The sequence below is a fragment of the Kitasatospora sp. NBC_00458 genome (assembly GCF_036013975.1).
In the GTDB taxonomy this organism is placed as follows: domain Bacteria; phylum Actinomycetota; class Actinomycetes; order Streptomycetales; family Streptomycetaceae; genus Kitasatospora.
Genome location: NZ_CP107904.1, coordinates 5,881,269 through 5,899,484, shown reverse-complemented (window position 1 = coordinate 5,899,484; position 18,216 = coordinate 5,881,269). Strand labels below are relative to the sequence as shown.

The following is an 18,216-nucleotide window of genomic DNA, read 5'->3' as shown; positions in this document are numbered from 1 at the left end:
GCACCGGCGGCCGGACCGCACACCGACGGTCGTGTCACGGCGCCGCCGGGCCCTCCCTCGTCCAGTCCGGGCCGCGGACCTCCAGCCGCAGCTCCGCGCGCCGCCCCTCCTCCCCGCAGGTGCGGCAGACCCAGGCCGGGTCGTACGGGTGCGGTTCGTGCCCCTCCGGCCCGTGCTCCAGGCCGACCGGGGGCTCCGGCATCAGCCAGCGGTCCCCCCAGCCGAGCAGCGCCTGGGTGAGCGGCGCGAGGTCCAGGCCGGCCTCGGTCAGGTGGTACTCGAAGCGGGGCGGGCGCTCGCTGTAGGCCCGGCGTTCCACCACCCCGGCCTCCTCCAGTGCCCGCAGCCGGGCGGTCAGCCGGTCCCGCGGCGCCCCGGTGTTCCGGGCGATCCGGTCGAACCGGTGGTTGCCGTAGAACAGCTCCCGCACCGCGAGCAGCGCCCACTTCTCCCCCACCACGTGCAGCGCGGCGGCGATCGAACAGGGCCGCCCGGGCAGGGCGGGCACGGCGGGGACCGCCGGAGGGGTGTCGGAGGTCACATCCCGAGAAGTCACGTACCCCACCCTGCCACACCGGGTTGCGTTCTCAAACCCAGCTGTCGAGGGCCGTCAGCCCCTCCAGCGCCTTGAGCTCCCCGCGCGCCACCCGCACCGCCACCGCCGAGCCGTCGGCGAACCGCAGCCGCACCCAGCGCTCGTCCCCGCCCGCCGGGACGTCCCGGCCGTGCGGGCGGATCCGGTCCACCCCGACGATCCGGCCGGGGTCGACCAGGTGGTCGGCGCGCAGCGCGCCCCGCCGTTTGAGCAGCAGCCGGCGGCGGTCGGTGAAGGCCAGCAGCACGTACCCGAAGGTCGCCGACGAGCGCTCCGGCTCGGCCTCCCGTGCGGCGGCGGCGAACCGGCCCGCGAGGCTCTCCCAGCCGCCGGTCAGGCCGGGCGCGACGGCCCTGGCCCCGTACAGGAGGGCGAGCCCCGCGACGCCCTGGGCGCCGTCGAGCAGCAGGTCGAGGACGCCGAACGCGCCTTCCACCCCGGCCTCCACGTCGGCGCCCCGCTCGCGGTGGCGCCGCGGCGCCCGGCCGACCGCCCAGCTCAGCCGGACCTCGACCAGGCCGGACAGCTCCTCGCCCGGCCGCAGCCACGGCCGGGCGAGCTCCGGACTCGGTGACACGGGCCCCTCCCCCTTCCCCACTCCTCGTCCCCCACCCCACCGCGACGGCGCGGCCCCACCGGTGGACCGGTGGGGCCGCGGGCCTCCGAAGCCGGTCGCCGCCCCGGCGCGCCCGCCGTCCCCCGTGGACGGCGTCGCGCCGGGGACGGCGGCCGGTCAGAAGCCGCCCCCGAAGTCACCCCCGCCGCCGAAGTCCCCGCCGCCACCGAGGTCGCCCCCGCCACCGAACCCGCCGCCGAAGTCGGAGGAGTCGTAGTCGGCGCCCGACGCGTCGCCGCCCTCGTATCCGGCGCCCGCCTCCGCCGCACCGGCCGCGTAGGCCGGGCTCGCCATCACCGAGCCGAGCATCGTGCCCACCAGCAGGCCCGGCAGCAGGCCGCCGCCGAAGCCGCCGAAGTAGCCGCCCGCCCAGGGCCCGTACGCCGGTCCGGCGTTCCAGTACGGCTGCGGGCCGTGCTCGGTCGGGACGGTCCGCACGTCCGGGTCCTGCCCGGCCGCCAGCCGCTCCGCGTCGGCCCGGCAGACCGGGACGGTGCGCGCCGCGCCGCCCGCCGGGGCCCACTCGGCGTCCTGCGCCGACGGACCGTGCCGCGGGTCGAAGAAGCACGGCGGCCGCCGCTCCGGCAGCGGCTCGCGCTCGCGCCGGGCGTCCAGAGTGGCCAGCGCGAACCGGCCGTCCTCCAGCGCCTCGGTGACCGGCTTCACGTCCTGCGGCCCCTTGGCCTCGTCCATCAGCAGCTTCGCCCGCTCGTACGAGTCCAGGGCGTGCGCGTAGTCGTCGCGCTGGGCGTCGTCCGCGTCGGCGGCGCGCGGGTCGAAGTCGAGCCGGTCGAGCTCCTCGCCGTAGGCCGTGATGTCCTCGTCGACGACCCGGCGCAGCTGTGCGAGTTCGGCCCGGCGCTGCTCCTCCTTGCGCCGCTTGGCGCGGCGGAAGAGCAGGAACACCCCGGTGCCGGCGAGCGCGAGCAGGGCCAGCGGAACGACGATCGCGGCGGTGGAGACTCCGCCCGCGGCGCTGTTCACGCCGTGTCCCTTGATCTGCGGCGCGGCGGTGTCGACGAAGTCGCCGAGGGTGGCGCCGATGTCGCCGGGGTGCGCGCGGAAGGCGGCGCCGGCGATCCGTTCGGCGCTCGCACTGGGCAGCGCGGCCTTGTCGGAGCGGGCCTGGAACTGGTCGCCGCGCCAGATCGCGTAGGTGCCGGTGATGCCGGTCTTGGTCCGCAGGTCGTCGAAGACCGTCTGGGCGCCGTACGGGGCGGCGGCGGGAACGACCGCGACGAAGATCGGCTTGTCGGTCTGCCGGATCCGCTCGGTCAGCGCGTCGGCCTGCCCCTGGTCGAACCGGCCGGCCATGGCCGGGTCGACGTACACCCGGCCCTGCTTGAGTGCGGCGGCCGCGTCGTCCAACCCGCCCGCCGCCGAGGCCGTCGGCGCCAGCAGGAGGAGCAGCCCGAGCAGCGCCACCACCAGGGCCAGCGGCCCGGCGCCCCGGGAACGTCGTCGAGCAAGGGTTCTCATGCCATCGACGCTACCTCCACGGGCCCCCTCGCAGGGCATACCCGCCGGGTACGGACCGCCCCGCCACCCCCACCGTCCGCCGGGGTGCGTCCCCTCCCCGGGGATGATCTCTACCCGGGAGGGTCCCTGACCCCGTCCTGCCGCGGGAACCCGGTCACCTGCCCGGACGTACGTTCCGGCGGGTCGGCGCAGCCCGCGGCGGTCCCCGGGGGGCGGTCCGACCGTACTCCCCGACCGGGCATAGTGGTGGCCGTACCACCCGCTCATGACCTTCTCTTGACCTTCCTCCCCCGCAAGACTCTCGATCGGAGCACCCGCGTGTTGATCGGCCTCGTCACCGCCGTGGCGGCCTCCGCCTGCTACGGCACCGGTTCGGTCCTGCAGGCCGTCGGCTCACGCCGCTCCGCCCGCGAGGAGGCCGCCAAGGGCGCCTCCGCCGCCGGGACCACCGCGCACGGCGGGCCGAGCCTCTCCTCCACCGCCAAGGCCGCCGTCACCTGGGAGTTCATCCTCGGCACGGTGCTGGACTTCATCGGCTTCGGGCTCGGCGCACTGGCCGCCCGGCTGCTGCCGCTGTTCCTCTCGCAGACCATCATCAGCGCCAACCTGGTGATCACCGCGGTGCTGTCGATCAAGCTGCTCGGGATCCGGCTCAAGCAGCTGGAGTGGGCCTCGATCGGCGTGCTCTGCTCGGCGCTGGTGCTGCTGGCGGTCTCGGCCGGGCCCGAGGGCGGCCACCACGCCGAGATGGCCTTCCACTGGTGGCTGCTGGCGATCACCACCGTGCTGCTGGTCGGCGGCGCCCTGCTGGTCCGCCGGATGGGCGCCAACGGCGCGATCGTCGCCGGCCTGCTCTCCGGCCTGGGCTTCGGCGCACTCGGCGTCGGCGTGCGCATCCTCAACGGCGTCGAGCCGTTCGAGCTCGGCAGGCTGCTCTCCGACCCGGCCCTGTACGCGATCCTGGTCGGCGGCATCGGCGGCATGTACGTGCACACCGTGGCGCTGCAGATCGGCTCGGTGAACGGCGCCACCGCGGCCCTCGTGGTCGGCGAGACGGTGCTGCCCGGCGCGGTCGGCGTGCTCTGGCTCGGCGACTCCTCGAAGGCCGGGCTCGGCTGGCTCGGCGTGGCGGGCTTCCTGCTGTCGGTGGTCGCGGCGGTCGGCGTCGCCTACTTCGGCCAGGACACCCACGGCGGCGCCCCCGAGCCCGAGCACCCGAAGCCCGAACTCGCCAAGCACTGAGGGCGCTCAGCCCCCGCTGCGGACCCGCGGCACCCGCTGGCAGCGGGGGCAGAAGTAGCTGGACCGGTTCATCCAGGCGGCCCGCCGGATCGGCGTGCCGCAGCGCCGGCACGGTTCCTGCTCGCGGCCGTAGGCGTCCAGGTCGCGGGAGAAGTAGCCGCTCTCGCCGTTCACGTTGACGTACAGGCTGTCAAAGCTGGTGCCGCCGACGGCCAGCGCCGCCGCCATCACGTCCCGGGCGTCGGCCAGCAGCGTCAGCGCCTGCGCACGGGTCAGCGACCCGGTCGGGCGGTCGTAGTGCAGCCGGCTGCGCCAGAGCGCCTCGTCGGCGTAGATGTTCCCGACCCCGCTGATCAGCGTCTGGTCCAGCAGCGCCCGCTTGACGGTGGTGCGCCTGGCGCGCAGCGCGGACGCGAAGGCGGCGTCGTCGAAGCGCGGGTCGAGCGGGTCGCGGGCGATGTGCGCGATGGAGACCGGGGTGCCCTCGGGGTCGCCGTCCTCGGCCTCCTCGACGGCCAGCCCGCCGAAGGTCCGCTGGTCGACGAAGCGCAGCTCGCGCCCGCCGTCGTCGAACCGCATCCGGACCCGCAGGTGCTTCTCGTCCGGCACGGACGGGTCCTGGACGAGCAGCTGGCCGCTCATCCCGAGGTGGCCGATCAGCGAGAAGCCGGTCCCGGTGCCGGAGAGCGGCACCCAGAGGTACTTGCCGCGCCGCTGCGCGCTGCCGAGCGTGGTGCCGGTGAGCCGGGCGGTGAAGTCGGCCGGGCCGGCGGACTGGCGGCGCACCGCACGGGGGTGCAGCACCTCGACCCCGGCCACGGTCCGCCCGGCGACCCAGTTCGCCAGACCGCGGCGGACGACCTCGACCTCGGGGAGTTCGGGCACGGGAACAAGCCTCCTGCAACGGGGAACTGCGTCTGCAGGAGGAAGGCTACTGCGTGCTCAGGCCCCGCTGGGCAGGCGGTCGGCGTACTTCTCCCTGATCGCCCGCCAGGCGCTCTCCGCGGCCTTCTGCTCGGCTTCCTTCTTCGAGCGGCCGACGCCGCTGCCGAAGTCCTCGCCGGCCACCCGGGCCGCCGCGGTGAAGGTCTTCTCGTGGTCCGGACCGGACTCCTCGACCACGTACTCGGGCACTCCGATGCCCACCGAGGCGGTGAGCTCCTGGAGGCTGGTCTTCCAGTCCAGGCCGGCTCCCAGCTGAGAGGACTCCTCGATCAGCGGGTCGAACAGCCGGTGGACGAACTCGGTGGCGGCGTCCAGTCCCTGGTCCAGGTAGACGGCGCCGATCACGGCCTCGACGGTGTCGGCGAGGATCGACGACTTGTCACGGCCGCCGGTGCCCTCCTCGCCCTTGCCGAGCCGGATGAACGTGCCGAGCTCCAGGCCGCGGCCGACGTCGGCGAGCGCGCGCGAGTTGACCACCGCGGCGCGCAGCTTGGCGAGCGTGCCCTCCGGGACGTCCGGGTGGACGCGGTAGAGGGTGTCGGTCACCACCAGGCCCAGCACCGAGTCGCCGAGGAACTCCAGGCGCTCGTTGGTGGGCAGCCCGCCGTTCTCGTACGCGTACGAGCGGTGGGTCAGGGCACGCACCAGAAGGGCGCGCTCGAGCGTGTACCCGAGGCGCCCTTCCAGGACGTCGTATTCGGTCGAAGCCGGCCCGCCGGCCTTTCCGCCGCCCGAAGGAGCCTTCGGGGCGGTGGCCGCCTTGCGGGAGGAGTTACCGTCCGACATCGATCCGTGCACCCCGCCGATCAGACCGAGAGGACCTGGCGGCGGTTGTACGTGCCGCAGCTCGGGCACGCGATGTGACCCAGCTTCGGCTCGTGGCAGCGGTCGCACGCCACGAGGGCCGGGACAACGGCCTTCCAGTTGGACCGGCGGTGGCGCGTGTTGCTGCGCGACATCTTCCGCTTCGGAACAGCCACGGCTACTTCTCCTGGTTCTCGGCGAGACCCTCACGGGCGTCGCTGTACTTGATTCCGTCACCCTCGTCGCCAGGGGCGGCGGAGAGTCCCTGCAGAGCCGCCCACCGGGGGTCGGCGGCGTCGTGGTGGTGCGCCGGGTCGTCGCTCAGGCGCGCTCCGCATTCGGAGCACAGGCCCAGGCAGTCTTCCTGGCACACCGGCTGCAGCGGCAGTGCGAGCACCACCGCGTCACGCAGCACCGGCTGGAGGTCGAAGTAATCGCCCTCCAGGCGGTAAGTCTCGTCTTCCGAGTCCTCGTCGAGGTCCTCGGTCCCGGTCGTCCGGGCGCGGTGACGCTCGTCGGACTCTGGGTAGTAGTAAAGCTCCTGGAAGTCCACGTCGAGATCGGACTCGACCGGCTCCAGGCACCGTACACACTCGCCCTCGACCACGGTCTCGGCGGTGCCGGTCACCAGCACGCCCTCGACCACGGACTCCAGGCGGAGCTCCAGTACGATCTCGCTCTTCTCGGGAACACCGATCACGTCGATGATCCCCAGGCCCTCGGGGGCCTCCAGGGTCCGGGTCACCTTGCGCAGCGCACCCGGACGACGGCCCAGCTCGTGCGTGTCGAACACGAGGGGGTCGCGGTGGTCGAGGCGGTTCAAGGTGTCCTGACTTCCTGAGGAAACTGATGCGCGGCGCCGCTCATCGGATGGGATGCGCGGGCAGACCGACGGCCCGACACGGAGGGGCCGGAGTGGTCAGACTACCGGAGTCTCCGGCCAGGCCCAACTTCGCTCCCGAACGCTACCTGCCGCCGAGCTCCCGGAGGCGGGTCATGTCGATCATGCTGGTGTCGAAGAAGCTGGTCTCGTCCAGGCCGGGCTGCGCCTGCTGCGGGAGTGCCGGCGGGTTGGCCGGCGGCTGCGGGTAGCCCGCCGCGGCCTCGGGCTGGGGGTTGCCCCAGGCGTCGTACTGCTGCACGGCGTACCCCTGCTGCTGGGGCGGGTAGCCGTAGCCGCCCTGCTGGTCCTCCGGGTACCCCTGCTGCACCTGCGGCACCTGCTGGCCGTAGCCGTACTGGCCGCCGTACGGGTCGCCGCCCTGGCCGGCCGCCGGGTCGAAGCCGCCGCCGTACACCTCGGCGTACTGGCCGCCGCCCTGCTGCGCGGCCGCGTAGTGGTCGGTTCCGGGCGCCTGCCAGCCCGCCGCGGCCGGGGTCTGCTCCGGCCAGGTCTGCTGCTGCGGCACGTCCTCGCGGTACCACGCGATGTCGGCGCCGTCGGCGTCCCCGGCGAAGCCGGCGGCGACCGCCTCGGCCCGCTCCTTGGCCTGCTGCGCCTGGTCGGCGGCGGCCAGGTAGGCGCCCAGCTCGTCGATCGACTTCTTGCCGAGCAGCTTGTCGCGCCCCTTGCCGACCGCCTCCAGGGTCGCGCTGAGCACGTTCTCCAGGGTGGCGAGCTTCACATCGACGTACTCGTCGACCTCGGGGCTCGGGCTGATCCGCTGCGGCCGGAACTCCTCGCCGTCGGTCTCGCCGTCCTGGTCGTTCTCGAAGACGCTCGCGTCGCCGCGCAGCTTGGTCCGGCCGCGGCCGACCGCCCCGAGCGTCTTGGTGAGCACGACCTCGAAGTTGGCCAGCTTGCTGTCCACGTAGTCGTCGGCCTCGCCGCGCTTGGTGTCGACCTCGGCGCGGGCCTCGGCGAGGATCCGGTCGGCCTCGGCCTGGGCCCGGCGGACCACCTCGGTGTCGGAGATCAGCGAGCCCCGCTCGGCGTGCGCGCCCTGGATGATCCGCTCCGCCTCGGCCTGGGCGTCCAGGACCACCGACTCGTGGTCCGCCATCACCGACTGGGCCTGGGCCAGCTCGGCGGGCAGTGACGCCCTCAGCGCCTGGAGCAGGCCGACCAGCTCGGCACGGTTCACCACGCAGGAGGCCGACATGGGCATCGAGCGGGCGTTCTCGACGGCCGCCACGATCTCGTCGACCTTGTTCTGCACGTCCACGGGGCTTCGTCTTTCCGTGTGCCGCCGACGGTCCGGCGGAGGCAGCGCCCGGCGCGGTGCACCTCACCGCAGGGCAGGAATACAGACTGTACGGCCACCGCGGGGCGAGGTCACAACGCCCGGACGGGGCCGACCACCCACCCGATCGACATACCGTGACGAACCGGCAGAAACGGACTTCCGGTCACCACCCGGCCGGCTACGACCGGGCGCTCTGCCCCGCGTTCCGCTCGGCGTTCCGTTCGGCGATCCGCTCGGCCAGGCGGCGGTGCACCGTCTCCGGCAGCAGGTGCGAGACGTCGCCGCCGTACGAGGCGACCTCCTTGACCAGCGTCGAGGAGAGGAAGCTGTACGTCGGCGAGGTCGGCACGAAGAGCGTCTCGACGCCGGTCAGCCCGTGGTTCATCTGGGCCATCTGCAGCTCGTAGTCGAAGTCGCTGACGGCGCGCAGGCCCTTGATGATCGCCGGGATGTCCCGCTCGCGGCAGAAGTCCACCAGCAGGCCGAGGTGCGACTCGACCACGACGTTCCCGTACTGGGCGGTGGTCTCCTCGATCAGCGCGATCCGCTCCTCGACGCTGAACATGCCCTGCTTGTTGCGGTTGATCAGCACCGCGACGTGCACCACGTCGTACAGCTTCGAGGCCCGCCCGATGATGTCGAGGTGACCGTTGGTGATCGGGTCGAACGAACCGGGGCAGACGGCACGGCGCATGGCGTTTGTGCTCCCTCGTGGGGTGACGGGACTGCTGCGGGCCTCGGCCCGCTAGGGGTGGTGGCGGGTCTCGGCGGCGGCGCGACCGTACCAGAGCGTGCCCTCGCCGTACCTGCGCGAGCGCAGCACCTCGAAGCCCTCCGGCCAGCCGAACTCGCCGCCCCGGGTGCTGCGCTCCACGGTGACGAGTGCGTCGGCCGCGAGCCAGCCCCCAGCCGACAGTGTGATCAGCATCTCGCGTACCTCGTCATCGGTGACGACGTACGGCGGATCGAGGAAGACCAGGTCGTACGGGTCCTCCGGGGCCGGCCCGGCGATCACCTTCTCCGCCTTCGCGGCCTTCACCAGCGCCCCCGGCAGGCCGACCGTCCGGACGTTCTCCCGGATCACCCGGGCCGCCTGGGCGTCCGCCTCGACCAGCAGCACGTGCCGGGCGCCGCGCGACAGCGCCTCCAGGCCGACCGCCCCCGACCCGCCGAACAGGTCGAGCATGCGGGTGTCCTGGAGGCTGCCGCGCAGTGCCTCCAGGGTGGAGAACATCGCCTCGCGGGCCTTGTCGGAGGTCGGGCGGGTGCCCCGGCCGGGCGGTACGGCCAGCCGGCGGCCGCCGGCCGCCCCGGCGATCACGCGGGTCATGGTGGTGGGAGGTCCTTTCGTCGCTGCCCGACCACGCTATACGGGAGCGGCCCCGCCGGTCGGACCGGTGGGGCCACTCGGCCTTCCCGGGCGCTCGGCGCGCCCCCGGGCCCGTCCGCGGGGCGGAGCCGCACACCGGTGCGGTCCCGCCCCGCGGGTCACCCGGGGTCGCCCGGGGTCGCTCGTGGATCCTCGGAGGGTGCGGCTACTCCCCCGCCGCCTGGGCCGGGGCGGCCGCACCGAGCAGCGTCGGCGAGGCGTAGCGGGACCAGGACAGGCAGCCGTCGGGCGGGCAGTACTCGGGGCGGCGCGGGTCGTGCCCGAGCTCGCGCAGCTTGGTGCGGACGGAGTCGGGCGTGCGGCCGAAGCGGGCGGCGATCCGGGCGACGGTCTCGTTCTCGTGGAACCGCCGGACCAGTTCCTCCTCGTGCTGCGGCACCCAGGGGGCGCCGTGGCCGGGGTAGAGCTCGCGCAGCACGTCACGGTCGGGGATGGGCTCGGAGACGTCGGCGACGATCGCCAGGGCCCGGAGCGCCCGGTTGAGCGCGATCCGCAGCGAGGCGACGTCCTCGACCGGCAGCCGCAGCCGGCCGGAGGCGAGCGGCGAGGCCGCCTCCCCGTCGCGCCAGCCGGTGAGGGTGAGGGTGACCTCGCGGTCGTCGTCGCTGGCGAGTTCGATCCGGAAGACCTTGTCGCCCAGCGGGAGCTCGTTGAGATGACGGAATGCCATGGCAAAACCCCCAAGTGTCGTGCCAGGAACGCACCTTGGGGGTGCGTCCTGAACACCTCCATTCTCTCCCGGGGGTCTGACAACCGGGCCCGGCCGAGGGCCCGCCGACAGGCCCGCCGACAGGCCCGCCGACGGACCCGGCCGAGTCCGCCCGAGCCCTCTCAGCCCTTCTCCAGGTACTCCGCGCGGTCCGCGTCGAGCAGGCTCTCCAGCGCGGTGCGCAGCTCCGGGTGGGCGGCCAGCGACGGGTCCTCGGCGACCAGCCGGGTGGCCTCGGCGCGGGCGGTCACGATGACCTCCTCGTCCTCCAGCACCGACAGCACCTTGAGCGAGGACTTCACGCCCGACTGCGCCTGGCCGAGGACGTCGCCCTCGCGGCGCTGTTCGAGGTCGATCCGGGACAGCTGGAAGCCGTCCAGCGTGCCGGCCACCGCGTCCAGCCGGGCCCGGGCGGCGCTGCCCGCGGGCATGTCGCTGACCAGCAGGCAGAGCCCCGCGGCGGAGCCCCGCCCGACCCGGCCGCGGAGCTGGTGGAGCTGGGAGACGCCGAACCGGTCCGCGTCCATGATCACCATCGCGGTGGAGTTCGGGACGTTGACGCCGACCTCGATCACCGTGGTGGCGACCAGCACGTCCACCTCGCCGGCCGTGAACCGGCGCATCACGTCGTCCTTGGCCTCCGGCGTCAGACGGCCGTGCAGGATCTCCACCCGCAGCCCGGCCAGCGGGCCCCCGGCCAGCATCGCGGCGGTCTCGACGACGGAGAGCGGGGGCCGCCGTTCGTCGGCCGCGGCGCCCTCGTCCGGCGCGTCGTCGGTCAGGTCCTCCAGGTCGTCCCCGGCCCGGCGCCGCTTCTTCGCGGCCTTCGCCCCGGCCTCGGGGCCGGCGGGCTCCTCGTCCCCGATCCGGGGGCAGACCACGTACGCCTGGTGGCCCTTGGCCACCTCCTCGCGGACCCGCTCCCAGGCGCGCGCCAGGAAGTTGGGCTTCTCGACGGCCGGGACGACGTGGGTGGAGATGGGCGAGCGGCCGGCCGGCAACTGGTCCAGCACGGAGGTCTCCAGGTCCCCGAAGACGGTCATCGCGACGGTGCGCGGGATCGGGGTGGCCGTCATCACCAGCAGGTGCGGCGGCTGGTCGCCCTTGGCGCGCAGCGCGTCGCGCTGTTCGACGCCGAAGCGGTGCTGCTCGTCGACCACGACCAGGCCGAGGTCCTGGAACTGCACCTTGTCCTCGATCAGCGCGTGGGTGCCGATCGCGAGGCCGGCGTCCCCGCAGGCCATGTCGAGCAGGGCCTGGCGGCGGGCCGGGACCCCCATCGAGCCGGTGAGCAGCACCACCCGGGTGCCGAGGTCGGAGCCGCCGAGCAGGCCGCCCTCGGCCAGGTCGCCCATCATCTCGACGATCGACCGGTGGTGCTGCTGGGCCAGCACCTCGGTGGGCGCGAGCAGCACCGCCTGCCCGCCGGCGTCCACCACGGTGAGCATGGCGCGCAGGGCGACCAGGGTCTTCCCGGAGCCGACCTCGCCCTGGAGCAGGCGGTGCATCGGGTGCTCGCCCGCCAGGTCGGCGGTGATCTCCGCGGAGACCTTCCGCTGGCCCTCGGTGAGGGTGAACGGGAGCCGGGCGTCGAAGGCGTCGAGCAGGCCGCCCTCCCGGACCCGGCGGGGCTTGGCGGGCAGCGCGGAGTCGGCGGCCCGGCGCTGGGCGAGGGCGACCTGGAGGACGAACGCCTCGTCCCAGCGGAGCCGGTCCTGGGCGCGCTCGCGGTCGGCGTGGCTGCGCGGGCGGTGGATGAGTTCGAGCGCCTCGGGCAGCGGGATCAGCTCGTGCCGCTCGCGCAGTTCGGGCGGGAGCGGCTCGCCGACGTCGGACAGGTGCTTGGTGAGCGCCGTCTCGACGCAGAGCGAGAGCTTCCAGCTGGGCATCTGGGAGCTGGCGCCGTACACCGGGATGAGCCGGCCGGCGAACTGCCGGGCGGCTCCGGCGTCGGCGTCCTCGTCGAGCAGCTGGTAGTCCGGCGAGACCAGTTGGCGGGTGCGGTTGAAGACGCCCACCTTGCCCGCGAACAGGCCCTGGGCGCCGCCCTTCAGCTCCTTCTGCCGCCAGCCCTGGTTGAAGAAGACCAGCGAGAGCCTGCTGCGGCCGTCGGTGACGACCACCTCCAGGCGGTCGCCCTTGCGGCCGCGGAACGGGATCAGGGTGACCTTCTCGATCCGGGCCAGCACGGTGACGTGCTCGTCGATCTCCAGCTCGTCCAGGCTGGTGAGCTGGCCGCGTTCGACGTAGCGGCGCGGGTAGTGGTGCAGCAGGTCCCCGACCGTGCGCAGCTTGAGGCTGTCGGCGAGCACCTTGGCGGTCCGGTCGCCGACGAGCTTGGTCAGTGGTTCATCGAGAGCGCCCATCAGGGCTTGTTTACACCACGGGACCGACAGCCGGGGCCGCGACCGGCCCGCACCCCGCCCGGGCCCGCTCCGGTCCGGCCGCCCTCACTCCACGCCGATGAGCAGCGGCGCCGACTCCTGGCCGCCGTGGAACACCACCGCGTCCACCTCGGGCCGCCGGTGCCGGGCGTGCGCGACCAGCAGGTCGGCCAGCCCCCCGGGGGCGCCCTCGCCGAGGATCAGGGTGACGAGTTCGCCGCCGGCGCCGAGCATCCGGTCCAGCACGCTGGTGCCGACCTCGGCCAGTCCGGTGCCGATCACCGCGACGTCCCCGTCGATCAGCCCGAGCACGTCGCCGGCCTGGCAGACCCCGGCCATGGTCCAGGACTCCCCCTCGGCGACGGCCAGTTCGGCGTACCGGGTGGCGCCGGCCGCCGAGGTCATGGCGACCACGTCCTCGTCGAAGCGGCGGGCGCTCTCGTGCACGGCGAGCGCGGCCAGGCCCTGGACGGGCGACCGGGTTGGCAGGACGGCGATCCGGACGCCCTCCTCGCGCAGCTGGTCGGCGGCGGCGCCGGCGGCGGCCCGCAGCTCCGGGTCGTTGAGCAGCAGCACGACCTCGCGGGCGGCGGCCCGCCGGACGGCGGCGGTGAGTTCGGCGCTGGCCGGGGGGCGGCCCGGTTCGGCGTGCAGGACGACCGCGCCGGCCTGCTCGCAGAGTTCGGCCAGGCCCTCGCCGGAGACCACCGAGAGCACCGCGCGGGTGCGCTGCTCCGTCTCGCCGCGGTCGGCGGCGGTGCCGGCCCGGGCGGCGGCCTCGGCGAAGTGGGTGATCCGGATCTGGTGCGGCCGCCCGGCCTCGACCCCGGCCTCGACGGCGGCGCCCGCGTCGTCCACGTGGACGTGGACGTTCCAGAGCCCGTCGCCGCCGCCGACCACGAGCGAGTCGCCGAGTGCGGCCAGCCGTTCGCGCAGTGCGGGCAGCGCCCCGTCGGGGGCGTCCAGCAGGTAGATGACCTCGAAGGCGGGGTGGCCGGGCCCGGGCGGGCGGACGTGTCCGGCGCAGCTGTCCACCAGGTGGAGGTCGTCGCGCAGCGCGACCGGGCCCATCGGCTGGTGTCCGGCCACCGCGTCGGCGAGCGCGCCGAGGACGGCGACCAGGCCGCGGCCGCCGGCGTCCACCACGCCGTTCTCGGCGAGCACGGCGAGCTGTTCGGGGGTGTGCCGGAGCGCCTCCCGGGCGGCCCGGTACGCGGTGTCGGCGACCTGTCCGAGCCCGGCACCGGCCCGGCCCGCCTCCCTGGCGGCGACCCGGGCGACGGTGAGCAGGGTGCCCTCGACCGGCTCGGCGACGGCCTGGTAGGCGGAGTCGGCGGCCCGCTGGAGGGCGGCCCGCAGCTGGTCGGCGCCGCCGCCCTCGGCCAGCGTCTCGGCGGTTCCGCGCAGCCACTGGGCGAGGATCACGCCGGAGTTGCCGCGGGCGCCGACCAGCGCGCCGCGGGCCATCGCCCGGGCGGTCTCGGCGAGGTCCGGTGCCGGGCCCTCCCCCGGGTCGGCGAACCGGCTCTCCACCTCGGCGGCGGCCGACTCCACGGTCAGGTACAGGTTGGTGCCGGTGTCCCCGTCCGGGACGGGGTAGACGTTGAGTGCGTCGATCTCCTCGCGGGCCTGGCCGAGCGCGCGCAGGGCCAGCCGGCACCAGCTGCGCACGGCCGGGGCGTCGAGCGTGTGCAGCACCAGGTCTCCTCCGGATGGGACGCCGTGATGGCCTGAGGGTGAACGGCGAGGGGTGATACCCGGCAGGTTATCGGGGGCGGGGAGGCGGCGCCGGAAGCGGCGGGCAGAGCGATCACCCGGCCGGTCATGGTAGTTTCGTTGAACGGAAGCAAGCGTTGTATGCTCTTCCGGTTGCCTGGAACAGGTTCAGGCTCACCCTTCGGCCCGGTCCGGTTCACGCGAGTGCTCCGCTGGTCCAGCGGGGTTTTCGAACGTAAATGATCTGAAGTCTTGGAGTGACTCCTGTGGCTGCCAACTGCGACGTCTGCGGCAAGGGGCCGGGCTTCGGCAACAGCATCTCCCACTCTCACCGCCGTACCCCCCGTCGTTGGAACCCCAACATCCAGACGGTGCGCGCTGTGATTGGGCGGACGCCGAAGCGGCTCAACGTCTGCACCTCGTGCATCAAGGCCGGTAAGGTCTCGCGCTGACGCGCAGACCGGTACGCCGGTCCTCCAGCAAGCCGGTTCATCCTCGGATGGGCCGGCTTCCTGTTTGCCCGGCGGATCAACCGACCGTTCCGCCGATGGGCGGGCCCTCACGGGCCCGCCCATCGGTCTTTCCCGGTCCGGCTCAGCGCCAGCGCCAGGCGTGGTCGACCGGGCCGATCCCGCCGCCGAGCGCGAATCCGCCGGCGATCGCGCCGGTGATGTACTCCTTCGCGGAGGCCACCGCCTCCGGCAGCGGCTCGCCCTTGGCCAGCCCGGAGGCGATCGCGCTGGCCAGCGTGCAGCCGGTGCCGTGGGTGTGCCGGTTGTCGTAGCGCGGCGCCCGGTACCAGTGCTCCTCCCCCGCGCCGCCGTACAGCAGGTCGGCCGCCTCGCCCTCCAGGTGGCCGCCCTTGACCAGCACCCAGCGCGGGCCGAGGTCCAGCAGCGCCTTGGCCGCGTCCACCATCTGCGCCTCGTTCTCCACGGTCCGGCCGGTGAGCTGCGTCACCTCGTGGAGGTTGGGCGTGGCGAGGGTGGCGACCGGGAGCAGCTTCTCGCGGACGGTCGCGACGGCCTCGGCGGCGAGCAGTGCGTCGCCGTGCTTGGAGACGCCGACCGGGTCGACGACGACGGGTGCGCCGACGGGCGCCAGCAGTTCGGCGACGGTCTCCACCAGTTCGATGGAGGCGAGCATGCCGGTCTTCACGGCCTGGACGCCGATGTCGTCCACCACACTGCGGAACTGGGCCCGGACGGCCTCGGCGGGCAGCTCCCAGTAGCCCTGGACGCCGAGCGAGTTCTGCGCGGTGACGGCGGTGATCACGCTCATGCCGTGGACGCCGAGGGCGAGCATCGCCTTGAGATCGGCCTGGATGCCGGCGCCGCCGCCGGAGTCGGAGCCGGCCACGGTGAGGACGCGCGGGGGCGCGGTGGAGGGGCCGGCGGGAGCGGGGGCGGAGGACGGGAGGGACATGCCCCCAACCTACCGGCGCCGGTTCAGAGCACCGCCTCCGACTCCGCCCAGCGGTCCTCGGGCACGGTCTTGAGCCGGGTGACCGCCTCGGCGACCGGCACCAGCCGGATCTCGCCCCGGCGCAGTGCGGTGAAGTGGCCGAACGCGCCCTGGTGGACGGCCTCCACCGCGTGCCAGCCGAAGCGGGTGGCGAGCACCCGGTCGCGGGCGGTCGGGGTGCCGCCGCGCTGGGTGTGGCCGAGGATGACCGGGCGGGCCTCCTTGCCGAGCAGGTTCTCCAGCTCGTTGGCCAGCCGGTTGCCGATCCCGCCGAAGGTGCGGTGGCCGAACCGGTCGACCTCGCCGTGGTCGAAGCGCATGGTGCCGGGCATCGGCGCGGCGCCCTCGGCGACGGCGATGATGGCGAACTTCTTGCCGCGGGCGAACCGGTCCTCGACCATCCGGGCCACGCCCTCGATGTCGAACGGCTTCTCCGGGATCAGGATGCCGTGCGCACCGCCGGCCATGCCGGCGGTGAGGGTGATCCAGCCGGTGTGCCTGCCCATCAACTCGACCACCATGACGCGCTGGTGGGACTCTGCGGTGGTCTTCAGCCGGTCGATCGCCTCGGTCGCGACGTGCACCGCGGTGTCGAAGCCGAAGGTGACGTCGGTGGCGTCGATGTCGTTGTCGATGGTCTTCGGCACGCCGACCACGGGGAGTCCGGCGTCGCTGAACATCTTGGCGGCGGTGAGCGTGCCCTCGCCGCCGATCGCGATCAGCGCGTCGATGCCGATGTCGCGGGCGAGGGTCTTGGCGTTCTCCACCGCCCAGGCGATCCGGTCGCGCTGGACCCGGGCCGAGCCGAGGATGGTGCCGCCGAGGGTCAGCAGGCCGGTGACGTCGTCGTGGGAGACCGGACGGGTGCGGCCCTCGATCAGGCCGAGGAAGCCGTCCTCGATGCCGACGATCTCGTCGCCGTGCACATCGGTGCCCCGGTGCACCACGGAGCGGATCACCGCGTTCAGGCCGGGGCAGTCGCCGCCGCTGGTCAGGACACCGATACGCATGGTGGTGTGCTCTCCCGCTCCGAAGTGGTTCAGACCACAGTGGTTCAGACCACCCATGCCGACGACGGGCGGTCCGGATGCGGCAAGCCTACGCGCTCGGCCCACCCGGAACCGGTTCGCCGGACGTGTCCGGAGCGTCGCGCGCCCCCGGGCGCGCCCCGCCCGCGCACCCGACGGGGCGTCAACCGGCGGGCCCCGCGGCCCGGTCGGCCGGGGAGCGCCGCCCCGGCCGCGCCCGCGGTCACTCCGAGAAGTGGTCCCAGCCGCCGACCCGGTCCCAGGCCTCGCCGTCCACCGTCACCCGGCCGCCGCGCGCCGCCCGCGCCCGGCCCACGACCTCGCCCACCACCCGCCAGCGGGCGGGCAGTTGGACCCCGCGCGGGAAGGTCGCCACGATCGCGTGGTCCTCGCCGCCGGAGAGCACCCAGACCAGCGGGTCCACGCCGACCGCCTGCCCGATGTCCGCCATCTGGGCCGGGACGTCGAAGTCGGCGGCCCGCAGGTCGATGTCCACCGCGCTGGCCTTGGCGACGTGGCCCAGGTCCGCGACCAGCCCGTCACTGACGTCGATCATCGAGGTGGCGCCCAACTCCGCACCGGCCGGGCCCGCGTGGTACGGGGGCTCCGGGCGGCGGTGCGCCTCCACGAAGGCCCGCGGGGAGCGGAAGCCGCGCTGCAGCACGGTCAGCCCGGCCGCGGACCAGCCCAGCCAGCCGGTGACCGCCACCACGTCACCCACCTGGGCCCCGGCGCGCGTCACCGGCGCGCGCCCCTGCAGATCCCCGAGCGCCGTGATGGCCAGCGTGATGGTGTCGCCGCGCACCACGTCGCCGCCGACCACCGTCGCCCCGGCCACCTGGCACTCGTCGCGCAGCCCGTCCATCAGCTCGGTCGCCCAGGTGGTGGGCAGGTCGGCGGGCGCGACCAGGCCCAGGAGGATCGCGGTCGGCACCGCGCCCATCGCGGCCACGTCGGCCAGGTTCTGCGCGGCGGCCTTGCGGCCCACGTCGTAGGCGGTCGACCAGTCCCGGCGGAAGTGCCGGTTCTCGATCAGCACGTCCGTGGTGGCCACCACCCGGCCGTCCGGGGCCTTCACCACGGCGGCGTCGTCACCCGGGCCGAGGTCGACCGCGTCGGTGAGCGGTACCCGGGCGGTCAGCTCCCTGATGAGTCCGAACTCGCCGAGCTCGCCCACGGTCCCCTGCATCTGCCGTCCTCTCGGTCTCCATCGCGTGCGCACGTGCGCCGTACGTCCAAGTCGCTTCCGCGCGCAGCGTACGCCCTCCGACGGCGCACAGGTCTCCCCTCCCCGCCCCGCTGCGCGGTAGCGTGGTGATCAGACTGCCGGTGAGCCCGCTCCCCACCCCCGACGCCTGACCGGGCGATCACGGCGGCGATCCCCGTACCCAGCCGCCGGGAGGTCCCCGTGGTACAGGCCTACATCCTGATTCAGACCGAGGTCGGCAAGGCCAGCGCCGTGGCCGAGTCGATCTCCAAGATCCCCGGAGTCCTCCAGGCCGAGGACGTGACCGGTCCCTACGACGTGATCGTCCGGGCCGAGGCGGAGACCGTCGACGACCTCGGCCGCCTCGTCGTGGCGAAGGTCCAGCAGGTCGAGGGGATCACCCGCACCCTGACCTGTCCGGTGGTCCACCTGTAAGACCCGCATACCATCG

General features: G+C 74.1%; 19 protein-coding genes. 3 read left to right on the top strand and 16 right to left on the bottom strand.

Annotated features, from left to right (window positions below; genetic code table 11):
* Positions 1–34: 34 nt before the first annotated feature.
* The 3 genes from OG550_RS24660 to OG550_RS24650 form a co-directional block, all read right to left on the bottom strand.
* Positions 35–556, bottom strand: coding sequence for a winged helix-turn-helix transcriptional regulator (locus OG550_RS24660; protein ID WP_327681007.1), 522 nt, complete (start codon positions 554–556; stop codon positions 35–37).
* Positions 557–587: 31 nt separating this feature from the next.
* A complete protein-coding gene (locus OG550_RS24655; protein ID WP_327681005.1) occupies positions 588–1,172 on the bottom strand; it encodes a hypothetical protein in 585 nt (194 codons plus the stop codon).
* Between the two features lie 156 nt (positions 1,173–1,328).
* On the bottom strand, positions 1,329–2,690 hold the full coding sequence (locus OG550_RS24650) for a hypothetical protein (RefSeq protein WP_327681003.1): 1,362 nt from the start codon (positions 2,688–2,690) through the stop codon (positions 1,329–1,331).
* A 318-nt stretch (positions 2,691–3,008) separates the two neighbouring features.
* Here OG550_RS24650 and OG550_RS24645 point away from each other — a divergent pair, with 318 nt between their 5' ends.
* A complete protein-coding gene (locus OG550_RS24645) occupies positions 3,009–3,932 on the top strand; it encodes a hypothetical protein (RefSeq protein WP_327681002.1) in 924 nt (307 codons plus the stop codon).
* Between the two features lie 6 nt (positions 3,933–3,938).
* On the opposite strand, the gene mutM is transcribed toward OG550_RS24645, so the two are convergent.
* The 10 genes from mutM to OG550_RS24595 all read right to left on the bottom strand — a co-directional run bounded on the left by mutM (position 3,939) and on the right by OG550_RS24595 (position 14,048).
* Positions 3,939–4,817: a bifunctional DNA-formamidopyrimidine glycosylase/DNA-(apurinic or apyrimidinic site) lyase gene (mutM, locus tag OG550_RS24640; protein ID WP_327680999.1), complete on the bottom strand. Its 879-nt coding sequence runs from the start codon at positions 4,815–4,817 to the stop codon at positions 3,939–3,941.
* Between the two features lie 57 nt (positions 4,818–4,874).
* Positions 4,875–5,663 (bottom strand): ribonuclease III, encoded by a 789-nt coding sequence (rnc, locus tag OG550_RS24635; RefSeq protein ID WP_327680997.1) that lies wholly within the window; start codon positions 5,661–5,663, stop codon positions 4,875–4,877.
* Between the two features lie 20 nt (positions 5,664–5,683).
* Positions 5,684–5,857, bottom strand: a complete 174-nt coding sequence (gene rpmF / locus OG550_RS24630) for a 50S ribosomal protein L32 (protein ID WP_030056747.1) — start codon at positions 5,855–5,857, stop codon at positions 5,684–5,686.
* 2 nt (positions 5,858–5,859) lie between these two features.
* Positions 5,860–6,504, bottom strand: coding sequence for a YceD family protein (locus OG550_RS24625; protein ID WP_327680995.1), 645 nt, complete (start codon positions 6,502–6,504; stop codon positions 5,860–5,862).
* Between the two features lie 142 nt (positions 6,505–6,646).
* Entirely contained in the window at positions 6,647–7,846 is a 1,200-nt protein-coding gene (locus OG550_RS24620) for a cell division initiation protein (protein WP_327680993.1), read from the bottom strand.
* Between the two features lie 199 nt (positions 7,847–8,045).
* Positions 8,046–8,561: a pantetheine-phosphate adenylyltransferase gene (coaD, locus tag OG550_RS24615; protein ID WP_327680991.1), complete on the bottom strand. Its 516-nt coding sequence runs from the start codon at positions 8,559–8,561 to the stop codon at positions 8,046–8,048.
* A gap of 51 nt (positions 8,562–8,612) precedes the next feature.
* Positions 8,613–9,197 carry a 16S rRNA (guanine(966)-N(2))-methyltransferase RsmD gene (gene rsmD / locus OG550_RS24610; protein ID WP_327680988.1) on the bottom strand — a complete coding sequence of 195 codons (585 nt, stop codon included), beginning with the start codon at positions 9,195–9,197 and terminating at the stop codon, positions 8,613–8,615.
* Between the two features lie 205 nt (positions 9,198–9,402).
* The gene (locus tag OG550_RS24605; RefSeq protein WP_327680986.1) at positions 9,403–9,927 is read right to left on the bottom strand and encodes a hypothetical protein; all 525 of its coding nucleotides are present in this window, start codon (positions 9,925–9,927) and stop codon (positions 9,403–9,405) included.
* Positions 9,928–10,088: 161 nt separating this feature from the next.
* Positions 10,089–12,332 (bottom strand): ATP-dependent DNA helicase RecG, encoded by a 2,244-nt coding sequence (gene recG / locus OG550_RS24600; protein WP_327680984.1) that lies wholly within the window; start codon positions 12,330–12,332, stop codon positions 10,089–10,091.
* An 84-nt stretch (positions 12,333–12,416) separates the two neighbouring features.
* Positions 12,417–14,048 carry a DAK2 domain-containing protein gene (locus OG550_RS24595; protein ID WP_327680982.1) on the bottom strand — a complete coding sequence of 544 codons (1,632 nt, stop codon included), beginning with the start codon at positions 14,046–14,048 and terminating at the stop codon, positions 12,417–12,419.
* Positions 14,049–14,332: 284 nt separating this feature from the next.
* Between OG550_RS24595 and rpmB the strand changes: the two genes are divergently transcribed.
* Positions 14,333–14,518, top strand: coding sequence for a 50S ribosomal protein L28 (rpmB, locus tag OG550_RS24590; protein ID WP_014138233.1), 186 nt, complete (start codon positions 14,333–14,335; stop codon positions 14,516–14,518).
* 142 nt (positions 14,519–14,660) lie between these two features.
* Here the strand turns inward: rpmB and thiD are convergent, their stop codons facing one another.
* The 3 genes from thiD to OG550_RS24575 form a co-directional block, all read right to left on the bottom strand.
* The gene (thiD, locus tag OG550_RS24585; RefSeq protein ID WP_327680980.1) at positions 14,661–15,491 is read right to left on the bottom strand and encodes a bifunctional hydroxymethylpyrimidine kinase/phosphomethylpyrimidine kinase; all 831 of its coding nucleotides are present in this window, start codon (positions 15,489–15,491) and stop codon (positions 14,661–14,663) included.
* 23 nt (positions 15,492–15,514) lie between these two features.
* Complete coding sequence (locus tag OG550_RS24580; RefSeq protein ID WP_327680979.1) at positions 15,515–16,540, bottom strand: 6-phosphofructokinase; 1,026 nt, start codon at positions 16,538–16,540, stop codon at positions 15,515–15,517.
* Between the two features lie 241 nt (positions 16,541–16,781).
* Entirely contained in the window at positions 16,782–17,747 is a 966-nt protein-coding gene (locus OG550_RS24575; RefSeq protein WP_327680977.1) for a thiamine-phosphate kinase, read from the bottom strand.
* Between the two features lie 219 nt (positions 17,748–17,966).
* Between OG550_RS24575 and OG550_RS24570 the strand changes: the two genes are divergently transcribed.
* Complete coding sequence (locus OG550_RS24570; RefSeq protein WP_327680975.1) at positions 17,967–18,200, top strand: Lrp/AsnC family transcriptional regulator; 234 nt, start codon at positions 17,967–17,969, stop codon at positions 18,198–18,200.
* The last annotated feature ends 16 nt before the right edge of the window (positions 18,201–18,216 follow it).